This is a genomic window from Wolbachia endosymbiont of Tettigetta isshikii, from assembly GCF_041154185.1.
Lineage (GTDB): Bacteria > Pseudomonadota > Alphaproteobacteria > Rickettsiales > Anaplasmataceae > Wolbachia.
The window spans coordinates 1-11,685 of sequence record NZ_JBFTEN010000005.1 but is presented as its reverse complement, the minus strand read 5'-3'; the positions used below and the strand labels follow the sequence as shown (position 1 = coordinate 11,685).

Annotated in this window: 12 protein-coding genes and 3 pseudogenes; 6 read left to right on the top strand and 9 right to left on the bottom strand. The window is 35.8% G+C overall.

Translation table 11 applies throughout. The annotated features are described in order from the left end of the window. Nucleotides 1-6: 6 nt before the first annotated feature. Nucleotides 7-1,203, bottom strand: a complete 1,197-nt coding sequence (locus tag AB6N09_RS01690) for an aspartate aminotransferase family protein (RefSeq protein ID WP_411131231.1) — start codon at nucleotides 1,201-1,203, stop codon at nucleotides 7-9. 722 nt (nucleotides 1,204-1,925) lie between these two features. Here AB6N09_RS01690 and rpsP point away from each other — a divergent pair. The 4 genes from rpsP (at nucleotide 1,926) to trpS (ending at nucleotide 4,897) form a co-directional block, all read left to right on the top strand. After that, nucleotides 1,926-2,261: a 30S ribosomal protein S16 gene (rpsP, locus tag AB6N09_RS01685; protein WP_411131230.1), complete on the top strand. Its 336-nt coding sequence runs from the start codon at nucleotides 1,926-1,928 to the stop codon at nucleotides 2,259-2,261. Between the two features lie 10 nt (nucleotides 2,262-2,271). Beyond that, on the top strand, nucleotides 2,272-3,258 hold the full coding sequence (locus AB6N09_RS01680) for a polyprenyl synthetase family protein (protein WP_411131229.1): 987 nt from the start codon (nucleotides 2,272-2,274) through the stop codon (nucleotides 3,256-3,258). 61 nt (nucleotides 3,259-3,319) lie between these two features. Continuing rightward, nucleotides 3,320-3,886: a nucleotide exchange factor GrpE gene (locus tag AB6N09_RS01675; RefSeq protein ID WP_411131228.1), complete on the top strand. Its 567-nt coding sequence runs from the start codon at nucleotides 3,320-3,322 to the stop codon at nucleotides 3,884-3,886. Nucleotides 3,887-3,898: 12 nt separating this feature from the next. Then, nucleotides 3,899-4,897, top strand: coding sequence for a tryptophan--tRNA ligase (trpS, locus tag AB6N09_RS01670; RefSeq protein ID WP_411131226.1), 999 nt, complete (start codon nucleotides 3,899-3,901; stop codon nucleotides 4,895-4,897). Between the two features lie 7 nt (nucleotides 4,898-4,904). On the opposite strand, the gene AB6N09_RS01665 is transcribed toward trpS, so the two are convergent. The 3 genes from AB6N09_RS01665 to AB6N09_RS01655 all read right to left on the bottom strand — a co-directional run bounded on the left by AB6N09_RS01665 (nucleotide 4,905) and on the right by AB6N09_RS01655 (nucleotide 6,175). Then, complete coding sequence (locus AB6N09_RS01665; protein ID WP_411131225.1) at nucleotides 4,905-5,357, bottom strand: hypothetical protein; 453 nt, start codon at nucleotides 5,355-5,357, stop codon at nucleotides 4,905-4,907. Between the two features lie 162 nt (nucleotides 5,358-5,519). Beyond that, nucleotides 5,520-5,867, bottom strand: a complete 348-nt coding sequence (locus AB6N09_RS01660; RefSeq protein WP_411131224.1) for a hypothetical protein — start codon at nucleotides 5,865-5,867, stop codon at nucleotides 5,520-5,522. A gap of 101 nt (nucleotides 5,868-5,968) precedes the next feature. Further along, complete coding sequence (locus tag AB6N09_RS01655; protein WP_411131223.1) at nucleotides 5,969-6,175, bottom strand: hypothetical protein; 207 nt, start codon at nucleotides 6,173-6,175, stop codon at nucleotides 5,969-5,971. A gap of 256 nt (nucleotides 6,176-6,431) precedes the next feature. Here AB6N09_RS01655 and recR point away from each other — a divergent pair. Together recR and AB6N09_RS01645 are read left to right on the top strand one after the other, a co-directional pair. After that, nucleotides 6,432-6,994 (top strand): annotated as a pseudogene (recR, locus tag AB6N09_RS01650) (recombination mediator RecR). Nucleotides 6,995-6,997: 3 nt separating this feature from the next. Next, a pseudogene (locus tag AB6N09_RS01645) lies at nucleotides 6,998-8,239 on the top strand (P-loop NTPase fold protein). Between the two features lie 40 nt (nucleotides 8,240-8,279). On the opposite strand, the gene AB6N09_RS01640 reads toward AB6N09_RS01645, so the two are convergent. The 5 genes and pseudogenes from AB6N09_RS01640 to AB6N09_RS01620 form a co-directional block, all read right to left on the bottom strand. Next, nucleotides 8,280-8,594 carry a hypothetical protein gene (locus AB6N09_RS01640; protein ID WP_411131222.1) on the bottom strand — a complete coding sequence of 105 codons (315 nt, stop codon included), beginning with the start codon at nucleotides 8,592-8,594 and terminating at the stop codon, nucleotides 8,280-8,282. Between the two features lie 162 nt (nucleotides 8,595-8,756). Next, entirely contained in the window at nucleotides 8,757-8,957 is a 201-nt protein-coding gene (locus AB6N09_RS01635; protein WP_411131221.1) for a hypothetical protein, read from the bottom strand. Between the two features lie 44 nt (nucleotides 8,958-9,001). Beyond that, nucleotides 9,002-9,259 (bottom strand): hypothetical protein, encoded by a 258-nt coding sequence (locus tag AB6N09_RS01630; protein ID WP_411131220.1) that lies wholly within the window; start codon nucleotides 9,257-9,259, stop codon nucleotides 9,002-9,004. Nucleotides 9,260-9,478: 219 nt separating this feature from the next. Continuing rightward, a complete protein-coding gene (gene guaA, locus AB6N09_RS01625; protein WP_411131219.1) occupies nucleotides 9,479-11,041 on the bottom strand; it encodes a glutamine-hydrolyzing GMP synthase in 1,563 nt (520 codons plus the stop codon). 514 nt (nucleotides 11,042-11,555) lie between these two features. Continuing rightward, a pseudogene (locus AB6N09_RS01620) lies at nucleotides 11,556-11,685 on the bottom strand (IS110 family transposase); the annotation flags it as partial.

Here is an 11,685-nt window from a genome sequence, read left to right as displayed (position 1 = left end):
TGGACTTTATATTTTTCTAAAATATTTATATACCTTTAATCTCAAAAATGAATTATAAAGTGTATCACACGCTGCATCCACATGTTTATCATGAACAATAAGTGGAGGTGTTATTCTCACTACTCTATTATTCAAAACTTTAGTCATTATTAAACCTTTGTCAAGGGATCGGCTAACAATTTTGTCAGCCAAAGGAGCTTTAAGCTCTATTCCTATTAACAAACCCTTCCCACGAATTTCTGAGATTATTCTTGGAAATTCTTCAGCTAACAGTAATAATTTTTCTTTTAGATATTTACTAACCCTTCTAACATGATCGAAAAAGCCTTCTTTCAGCACTATATCGAGCACTGCGTTACCAACAGTCATGGCAAGCGGATTACCGCCATAAGTTGATCCGTGAGTTCCTGGAGTAATCGCTTCTGCTATATAATTTCTTACTAAACATGCAGCTAAGGGAAACCCGTTACCCATAGCCTTCGCGCAAGTTAAAATGTCAGGTTCGATTCCTATATTTTGATAATGAAATAAAGAACCAATACGCCCATACCCGCATTGCACTTCATCAAAGCATAAGATCATCTCCTGAGCTTTCGTTATTTCCCTTACTTTGTGAAGGTATTCTACATCCAGTGTATACACTCCACCCTCACTTTGTATGGGCTCTAAAAACACAGCAGCTGTTTCATCACTGATTTTCTCCTCTAGCGCTTTGATGTTGTTTCTTGGCACTTTATCAAAACCAGAAAGGAGTGGAGCAAAACCTTCGCGTGATTTTTCATTTCCTCCAGCAGAAATTGCAGCAATACTGCGGCCATGAAACCCCCCTTCGATTGTAATAATGCGGTTGCGTTTTTCTTGCCCTTTTGAATAAAAATAACGGCGAATAAATTTAATTGCAGCCTCTGTTGCTTCAAGTCCGCTTGAACAGAAAAAAATTTTATCCGCAAAAGTAAGTGCTGTTAAACGCTCAGCGAGCCTTTCTTGCTCGGGAATAGTAAAAATATTAGAGCAGTGCCATAATAAATCCGATTGCTCCTTCAGCTTATCTGCAATATATGAGTGACAATGTCCTAAAGAGGTTGTAGAAATACCAGCAGCAAAGTCTAGATATTTTTTGCCATCTTTATCAAAAAGGTATACCCCTTCTCCCCTAACTATAGGAATTTCAAATCTATTATACGCATTGACAATGTGATTCATTTAAGTGCTGTAAACTATCCACGTTATACTTAAAATGCTCCATTAGCACAAAGCTTTTCCTTTGCTAAGTTTTAAGTTGTCGTTATACTTTTTGTATACCATATAACAAACTTTTAGCAGCGTATATCATCTAATAGAAATAAAAAACTACTTGACAACCTTCGTCGTTATCCTTATAATAATACTGAGGCTATTATTTATCTTCAGTCTGCGCAGATTAAACGACAAAAAACTCAATGTACTTGGCGTCTTATGTTTAATTTTTCGCACTATGTGCACCTCACGTCTTTACAAACTTTCAAGGTTTTTACCTAATATAAGCTAAAATGCGCTTGTTAAAGCGTTTAAGACAATAAAAAACGCCAATTTATAAAGTTAATATAAATAATTAGCCACCAACGCGGTTTCTTTTGCCTTTTTTTCGCTTAGTAAATTTCTCAAATATTTATTACTAAAGTAGTATCTTGGATCCCAGTATCAAGTACTGGGATGACATCATAGTGGTTTGGATGACAAGAAAAGGGCGACTTGGATGACACCCTGAAGATTCAAAACCATCATCCCGCTACGTGTTAGCGGATGAGTTCTGCAGGTAGTGGCAGACAGTAAATTGCCTTTTTCTGCTTAATTTAGGTTATGCAAGCAGTCTATTGTAAGAAAATTCATTTGACTTAAACTGCTTATTGTATAAAATTGTAAATAACGTATGAATAAAGGTTAACATGGCAGTTAAAATAAGGTTGGCAAGATTTGGTAAAAAGAAACGCCCTTTTTACAGGATAGTTGTAGCTAATTCTCTGGCACCAAGAGATGGGCGCTTTATTCAAAGAATAGGGCAATATGACCCAATGCTACCAAAAGACAACAAAAATCGTGTTGTGGTAAAAGTTGACAGATTAAAACATTGGTTAAATGTGGGTGCGCAACCAACCAAGAGAGTGCTATGGTTCATCGAAAAAGGTATGATCACTCTAGAAACAAAAAAAGAAGAAAATGGAAGCAAAAAAACAGAGGAAAAGAAAGTAGCAACACAGAAAGTGAAAGAACAAGAGGCATAAGTCTCTTTAAATGTTGAACACTGGTTTAATAAATAACGGTAAATTAGATGATATTATATCTTCTGATTTATCAGCTATGAAAGATTTTATCTTCAGAAACGTTGATGATGAAAACATCAAACTTGCTGCTGATATTATATCTCATCTTGTTGGGTCAGGTGGAAAAAAAATAAGGCCTAAATTCGTCTTCATCTTATGCAAAATGCTGAACTACCCTGGGGAGGACAGAGTTAGAGTTGCTGCATCGGTAGAAATTATACACAATGCTACTTTACTTCACGATGACGTGCTCGATGAAAGTGAAGCACGCCATGGAGTTAAAACAGCAAATAAAATCTGGGGAAATAGATCGAGCATTTTAGTTGGTGACCTATTATTGACTCTAGCATTTAGATGGCTTATAGAATGTGAAAATTTAAATGTTCTCTCTATTTTATCTAAAGCGTCACATTTGCTTGTGAAAGGTGAAATAAAACAGATGACGACATGCTTTAACCCTCACACTACTCGGAAAAATTATTTCAATATCATTGGAGAAAAAACAGCATCTTTATTTTCTGCGTGCTGTGAAGCTGCATCTGTAATATCTGGTGCTACCAGTGATGAAACAGAAAGGCTAAAGAATTTTGGTTTTAATTTTGGCATGGCATTCCAAATCATTGATGACATGCTCGATTATACTGCTGATCAAAGCACTTCTGGAAAGAAAGTGGGAAAAGACTTTTTTGAAGGCAAGGTAACTTTACCTGCTATTATAGCATACGAAAAAGGCAGCCTAGCAGAACAAAGGTTTTGGGAAAAATGTTTTTCTTCGGCTGAGGGCAATTTTGATCAGGCGATGCACTATATTAGTCACCACAATGCTATCGAGCTTTCTATGAAAAATGCAAGGCACTATGTTAACATGGCGTTAAATGATATTAGTGTTTTTTCTAATTCTCCTTATAAAACTGCTTTGATTGACTTTTTGAATGCAAGCATAAAAAGACAAGTTTAGCTAATTCTTGATATTTTCAGATTAGTTGCTATATATTTATTAGGTTCTTAAGGTTAATGATATGTCAGATAGTAGAAAGGAAAGAAAGAAGAAGTTTACCGATATGGTAAATAAGCAAAAAAGCGAAGACCAACAAGATAGTAGCAAACACACTGATGATTTTAACGAAAATCTCAACGCGTTGAAGGAGCGTGCAACTCAACTTGAAGATCATTTACGTCGTGCTGTTGCAGATAATGAAAACGTCAAACGTATAATGCAAAAGCAAATCAGTGATGCAAGTAACTATGCAGTTACACAATTTGCACGTGATATGATCGACTCATGCAACAATTTAAAAAGAGTGATGGAAAATTTAAAAGATGGCGATCCTGTTCATGAAGGAATCAAAGTAGCTCATCAAAAAATTATGAATGATCTGAAAAAACACGGAATAGAAGAAATAGACCCAATGGGAGAGTCTTTTGATAGTAATTTACACCAAGCCGTTGTGGAAAGAGAAGATAATGAAAAAGAAACTGGTACTATCGTGGAAGTCTTACAAACCGGTTATACTATTAAAAGTAGGTTGCTTCGTCCTGCAATGGTTATCATTTCCAAGAAATCTACTGATTGCGGAAACGATTAGCGAAGCAAAATAATGCGTAATATTGTCTTTTCAGGCATTCAACCAAGTGGCACACTGCACTTAGGTAACTATCTTGGCGCAATCAAGCAGTGGGTAGACTTACAGGATAAATATAAATCTCTTTTCTGTATTGTTGACTTGCATGCAATCACAACTAATAAACTTCCTGCCAGTGAATTAAAAAGTAATATTCTTAAAATAGCAGCAGCTTACATTGCGTGCGGAATAGATCCAGAAAAGTCCATTATTTTTAGTCAGTCCACAGTCAGCGGTCATGCAGAACTCGGTTGGCTACTTGGGTGCTACACACCAGTTGGTTGGCTCAGTCGCATGACTCAATTTAAAGATAAAGCCGGTAGCGATAAACAAAAAGCCTCTTTAGGGTTATATAGCTACCCAGTACTTATGGCTGCAGATATACTGCTATATCAAGCTAAATACGTTCCTGTTGGTGATGATCAAAAGCAGCATTTGGAGCTCACACGCGATGTTGCACTCGCTTTCAATAATCACTACAAACTAGATCATTTCGTTGTGCCTGAAATCCTAGTTTTGGACCATGCATCAAGAATAATGAGCTTAAGGGATGGCACAAGTAAAATGAGTAAATCTGATCCCTCAGAATACTCGCGCATTAGCCTTGACGACACAGACGATTTAATCGTTAAAAAAATAGGAAAAGCAAAAACAGACTCAATGCTAGGCTTTGACTTTGCTACTTTAAAGTGCCGCCCGGAGGTAAGTAACTTGATAAACATTTATTCAGCGTTGAGTGGTTTTGATGTAGACAGAGTATGCAAAGAGATGAACAAACACAATATGAAGCACTTAAAAAAAGAGTTGGCTGATTTAATCATCAGCGTTGTATCACCTATACGTGAGAAGATTAGAGACCTCTTAAAGAACCAGTCCTATTTACATGAAATATTAAAGAAAGGTACAGAAAAAGCAGCAGAGATTGCAAACCACAACATAAAACAAATAAAAGATGTTATAGGGTTTATCCAATAAGTTACAGCTATTTCTTTCCATGACTTTCAAATCGTGCAGCCACTTCCTTTACATTGACATGCATGAGAAGAGGCTTTTTACTAACTAAAGGCTTAGAGTCGGACTTTGCTGTTATAGGGTTCATTTCAGATCTTTCATTTCCTGCTGGAAACGAGTGAGATTGGAAGGCAGCTTTTGATGGATCTTTCTCCACACCGATATCTGCTTGTGCAGCAGGAGTGGCTTTGCTCTCAGCAGCTTGATTTTGCTCAATTTTTCCTATCACTGACTTTACTCTGCCGTCCTTCTTGCTATTTACTTCTTTTTTCACAGCAACCACTTTTACTTCTGGTGCTGCTCGATCAGCAGCTTTTTGTGCTGATTGTTTACGGCCTTGACTCTCAGATTTTAGTGATACTGTAGATTTACTTTCAGCTGATTTTTTGAGAGTCATTCCTACTATCCTTGGTTTCGTACTCACTTGTCGATCAGCACTTTTAGGCTTTGGAGGTTTAGATTGTTGCTGCTGTTTATTTGCTCTTTTCGCTCCTATATGTTCCTTAGGAACTGTTGCGCAAATTGATTCTTCTTCTTGGTAATTAGATATTTTTTTACCAGATTCTTCATCTGATAAACTTCCATATCACGAACCATCAAAAGATATAGTCTCTGGTTTTGATTTAAAGCACACCTTCTGCTTCTCAGTAGTAGCAACCTTTTTCTGAGGCTCAGGTTTAAGCTCATTCGGAGCAGTCAGAGGTGGTGGAGGCGCTGGTAGTTTTATTTTCTTCCTGCGATTACTAGCAGATTCTTTTTTTGGCTGCTCTTCTTTCCTTTGCTTTGATGTTGTTGCGCTCTCGAAGTTTACTTCATGCGGTTTACGTTCCTCTTTTTCACTCCGCCTCAAATCTAAAATTTCTTTCAAGATGATACCGCGTCGTTCTTTCAAGGCGATATCGAGTCCTTCTTTTACGCGGTTAATTTTCCTCAAAATATTTGTATATTCTGCTGCTTTTTTATAGTGAAACTCTGCAATTTATCTTGAGCAAAATTTCTTATGTTGTCATTCCTAACCGGAGCATCTTTCCCTAGTCATATTCTCTTTAATACTCCAAAAAGGCCTAATGGATTTTTATCCACCGGTTCTACATAATTATTCAAGTCAGTACATATAACAAACTTAGCTACATCTTCTGCCTTGCTTGTAAAGCCCCTCAGAGCTTGAGATAAATCTCTTACCGTTTTATCATATTGTTCATCAATTTGTTTTGTGTCTTTCAGCTTTATAATTTGTATCAAAGAATTGAGATTTTCATTATAATTGCCACTTTTAAATAGATCATCTATATTAATTATTACTCTATATTTATTAAAATATAGATCTAAAAAGTTAAAATTTAGTAAATATTATCTTAAATCCTCATAGCTAACCTAAAGTGAGGTAAGAGAAATTTACTACTTCCTATATAAAGGGTTTGATGTTAGTATTTTGATGGCCTATTTTGAATTTATTGAATGAACATTAAAATAAAATTTAGTTCATGTTTTTTCTAAATTGCCAAGTTTAGGGCTATCATCATCACGCAGGTTAGTTATATATTTACTCCAAAACAAAGAAAAGTTATGCTACCACTTGCATCTTTAATCAAAGAGCTGGCAGATCTTATAATATAGTGTAAGGTCTGTGGAAATCTAGATACTAAATCACCGTGTTCTATTTGTACTGATCCAAAACGTGACACCAAATTACTGTGCGTAGTAGAAGAATTAGGTGATTTATGGGCGTTTGAGAAAGGTAGTATATATTCAGGTATGTACCATGTTTTGGATGGTAAGTTGTCTGCAATAAACGGTGTAGGTCCAAAAGAACTTAACCTTGGTACTATCCCTAAAAGAGTTGCAGAGTATAAAATTGAAGAGATCATTATCGCAATTAATCCAACATTAGAGGGTCATGTTACCGTGCAGTATATAATTGAATTGCTAAAAAACTTCGATGTGAAAATATCACGCCTTGCTTGCGGCATACCGATTGGTGGAGAAATCGACTACCTAGATGAAGGAACGCTAAAAGCAGCTCTAACCTCAAGACAAGAATACGAATTGAATATAAAATAAGGCATGTGCTTAAAAAAACTTATATCACTGATAACCTTCAGAAAAAAAAAGAAGCAGTGTCAACACCTAAAGCGGTAGCTTAGAAAAATGACCTCCTGAACTATAAGCAATTTTCAGGCAAGTTCAGCACTATGGTTAAAGCAATTGATCAGTCTTTTACAATGGTATCTTTAGAAGGATATAGCGGATGGGGCAAGACATTTTTTCTAAAAGATTGGGTAAAAGAGTTAAAGCAACAAAACGAAATTGCAGCTTATTATAGCGCATGGGATATCAACGCATTGGATCAGCCACTACCATCTTTTTTAAATTTCTTATTTGAGGATTTATTTGCATCATATGAAGTAAAAAGAGGCGTTATACAACAGTTCAAGAACATAAATCAGGAGCTATTTTCTTTAAACACACTGGGAAAATTAATTAGTAAATCCCCACTTGCTATGCTTTCTGTATTGCTCGAAGCCACAAAGGAGGCCGATAAAAAGGACATTGGCGCTGTGCTAAGGGAATTAAACATTCTTCAGAGAAAAGAAGAAAACATTAAGGACTTTAAAACTCAATTAGTAAAAGTAGTTAATAGAATTAGAGAAGACAAAAACATCTACATAATTGTGGATAACCTTGATATATGCCTTCCTAAATTTACTGTCGATTTTTTGGAATCTATAAAGTACATGCTTGATATAGAGGGGCTCGTCTTTATTATTTCTGTCAGTAGAGATAAGGGTAATGTATATAAAGCTATTAGCACAGTACTTGGATCAAATTTGACTTAAAGTCTTTTACTGATCTCTCCTTATATTTACCAAAGCAACCGATAGAGAAATTCACAAAAGCGTTGTTTCAAAATATCAAACTACCAAAAAAATCAAAAAGCTCAATTATAGATAGTTTTATATTCTATGCAGAAAGTCTTTCACTATGGTTAGAAACAATAAAATATTGTGTGAAAAAAAAATAGAACTATATCTTTTAAATTAAACAAAAGAAGAATTACCTGCTCCAAATCTGTTTTCATTTTTGGTAATACTACAATCAATAGATATTGATGTGTATGAGGAACTAGATTTTTCTCATCAGAAGGCATTAGAAAAAATTAAAAATGAATATAAATCTTTAATTCTAGCTCGCACGAATGGCCAAGAAGAATGGGAAAGACTCAAAGTCTCTCTTAATGCTGCTTTCACAGACGAAAAATCAAAGGCCAGTAATGCTGTGAAGCAAGTAAGGAACATGCTATTTTAAGAACAGCCCTGCCTTCGGGGTACAAAGGCAGGGAAAACACTTAGCAGCTACGGCCACTTTGTTCAAATTGATCAATTAATCCCTTTACTCTATTCCTTACATAATCCACCTTCACTTCAGAAACTCCTGATGAAGGATCCTGTTTATATGAAGCATCAGGTCTAACGCCTTTTTTGTCGTTACCTTTAGTGATAGAACAAACTGAAGTATTAACCTTTATATGCTTAATACTTGGATCCGATTGAAATCCATGCTTTCTCTCAATCTTTGTTTCAAGCTCACTGCCATCGTGTGTAACCATACACCTTTCTATAGCTAAATAAGGTTTAGTACCAGCAGTTACACTGCCATGCATGTCAGCTTTGTTGCGTAATAATGGGTGAACGTTTAATCTTTCTGGGCTAAAACGCTTTTTACCCTGATAGATTGAGTTCCAATTAAGTGGATTATAAGTTTTTTTGCTAGACTCAACCTTGTGGTTATCTTGCTGCTGTGCTTGATGCAGATCAGAACTTTTCTAATGGTTATTCTGCTCAAACGTGTCATCAAATGCATTAACATTTTCGTACACTGGCATAGTTTCTCTCATTGTCTTAAAAGGGTTTGACTCTTTTGCTTCTCTTTCCTTTTGTATCATGTATTCAGTCAAAGTAGGCTGACTTTTAGTAACATTATCCGAAATCTCCGGATTCGCAAAAGTAACTTTCTTTTTCTTCACAGCATTAGGCTCTGAAACAGCAAAATTAGCTTCTTTCTTTAGATTTAATTCACTGAGCCCACCTCCACGTTATTTTTTCTTGCTGTAGTATGAATAACACCAGGAAGTTTTACCTCATACTTGAATTGCTTACCTTCATTAGGATTTGAAGCAAGTTTAGGTTTTGTTGCCCCATTCTGCGATGATAACTTAGTTTCTGGTGCTCTTGGTGGTACAGGTGGAGCAACAATACCTTTTGAGTTAACTCTTCCTTCATTGTTGGGAAAGTTTTCTAAGTAATTTTGTTTTATTATATTAGTCATATTTTTACTTCTAAACCTATTAACTAATAAAATTATAAGGTTAGAGGTATTAATTTTGTAATGATAAAGCTAGTAGGCAACTGGACCGTACAATCCACTGCACAGATTGGGAAGTTAAATAATAGCTTCTGTACTATGATAAGGGTGTTGAAAGAATTTGTCAGTAGTTTTTATAGCTCTTGTGACTTAGAAAACCAGTGTCAGAGCATTGGCTCATGATTATTCCCACTCAATAGTTGCTGGTGGTTTGGAAGTCAAGTCATATACAACTCTATTTACTCTGGAAACGTTATTAACGATTATGCTGCTAACGTTCTGCAGAAAATCCCAAAATACTAACGAGTGTTGACTCTTATTCTCAAATGGAAATGCATCAGCCGTCATACCATCAGACGATGTTACAGCTCTCAAAGCACAAACATATCCATATGTGCGATTATCCCCCATAACCCCCACAGTTTTTACTGGCAACAATACAACAAAAGCCTGCCATATCTTATTATACAGATCGTAATTTTTCATTGTATTGATATATATTTCATCTACCTCTTGCAATATTCGCACCCTTTCTTCATCTACTTCACCTATGATCCTCACTGCAAGTCCAGGTCCAGGAAACGGATGTTGAAATATTATCTCATCTAAAAGACCAATTTCTTTTCCAAGCAGCCTTACTTCATCTTTAAAGAGGTAGCGTAAAGGTTCTACTAGCTTCAGATTCATTTTTTCTGGCAACCCGCCAACATTATGATGAGATTTAATTGTACTAGCATTCCCTGAAGCGTGCCCTGATTCAACTACATCGGAGTAGATGGTGCCTTGCATTAAAAAATCCACATCACCTATTTTTTTCGCCTCTTCTTCAAACACTTCAATGAAAGTATTGCCGATAATCTTTCGCTTTTCTTCTGGATCAGTTATTACCTTTAACCTACTCAAAAATAAGTTTGATCTGTCAACGTAGTTTATCGGAATCTCTTTCAACATAGCAATGGTTTGGTTTTTGCGTAACAACCCAGTGTCGATAAAAATACAGTTTAATTGTTTTCCTATAGCTCTATATGTGAGAGTTGCTGCAACACTTGAATCAACACCGCCACTTACTGCGGCAATTACCTTTCTCTTCCCTACTAAATTTTTGATTTTTTTCTTCTGCTTTTCAATGAGTGACTTCATTGTCCAGTCTCTTTCACAATTTGCAATATCCAAGAAGTTAGAGAGCAATTTGCTGCCATTTGCTGTAGGCTTAACTTCAGGATGAAATTGAGTACAGTAAATCTTCCGCTGCTCATTGGCAATTATTGCGATTGTTTGATTTATCACACCCGATGCAATAACAGTAAATCCCTGCGGTATAGTTTCAACACTGTCTGCGTGATTCATCAGCACATCCACTTCGGAATTCACTTCCCACGTATCATTTATAATGGGAGATTCTTTTAGTATTTTGATCTTAGTTCTACCAAATTCTTGTTTGAATTCCTTTTTTACTTTTGCCCCAAAATAATGACAAATGAGTTGCTGCCCGTAGCATATTCCAAGTATAGGAACGCTTGTTGCCTCATTAAGTTTTATAATTTCATGCACTACTTCACTTGCCTCAGAACAACTGTCATTTACGGATTGTGGTCCTCCAGAGAAAATAAACCCATTGAACTTCGATATTGTTTCAAAACTGATGTTGCTTGGGAATATCTCACAATAAACGCTCATTTCCCTTATTCGTCTTGCGATAAGCTGAGTAAACTGTGAACCAAAATCAATAATAGCAATTGCTGACAATGTGCTCCTCCATATTATTTAAAGCAATTTCTGATAATAAAGAAAATGATGGGGCAAGTAAACTAAGACCTCTTTAAACGCTTTAATGCATGGTTTAAACGTTACTATTTTGAGCCGACAGAAATTCTGCACGGTGATAGCTCAGAGTTCTTAGTCCTTCTTCAGGGTTAAGGCATACTTTAAAAAAATCCCAACCGTTGCAACTTTTACCAGTAATTCCTGTGCCAGCTGCAGAAGGGGAGTCATATTCTTTCCCATTATAGATAAACTTGCCTTTATTACTGACTGCAACTTCATATCAACTATGTTTTTTAAAAATTTTTTATTTGTGTGATTTTGCAACTTTACCCACTCATATGGGCAATAAAAACCCGTTTGTTATAGAAAATAGATTTTATATCAAACAGCTACTGCAGCAATTTTTACTTAAGCCAATGAATATGTGAATAAGTACGTTCACACAGACTTAAAGTACTTATTCACATATTCATTGCAGTTACTGCTGTGTAAGTTTTTAGGTATTTAAATTAATTGCTTCTTTAAACCTTGTATTAGCAATTACTATAATTTTACGCATTAGAACTGTTGCAGCCACCATCTTCTTCTTACCACTTTCAACAAGCTTAAAATAAAACGCGCCAAGT

What these genes read in the sequence shown, in the direction of transcription:
- AB6N09_RS01680 (WP_411131229.1), top strand. Translation starts at nt 2,272, where the DNA reads ATGTTGAACACTGGTTTAATAAATAACGGTAAATTAGATGATATTATA.
- AB6N09_RS01690 (WP_411131231.1), bottom strand. Translation starts at nt 1,203, where the DNA reads ATGAATCACATTGTCAATGCGTATAATAGATTTGAAATTCCTATAGTT.
- AB6N09_RS01675 (WP_411131228.1), top strand. Translation starts at nt 3,320, where the DNA reads ATGTCAGATAGTAGAAAGGAAAGAAAGAAGAAGTTTACCGATATGGTA.
- trpS (WP_411131226.1), top strand. Translation starts at nt 3,899, where the DNA reads ATGCGTAATATTGTCTTTTCAGGCATTCAACCAAGTGGCACACTGCAC.
- rpsP (WP_411131230.1), top strand. Translation starts at nt 1,926, where the DNA reads ATGGCAGTTAAAATAAGGTTGGCAAGATTTGGTAAAAAGAAACGCCCT.
- AB6N09_RS01630 (WP_411131220.1), bottom strand. Translation starts at nt 9,259, where the DNA reads ATGACTAATATAATAAAACAAAATTACTTAGAAAACTTTCCCAACAAT.
- AB6N09_RS01640 (WP_411131222.1), bottom strand. Translation starts at nt 8,594, where the DNA reads ATGCATGGCAGTGTAACTGCTGGTACTAAACCTTATTTAGCTATAGAA.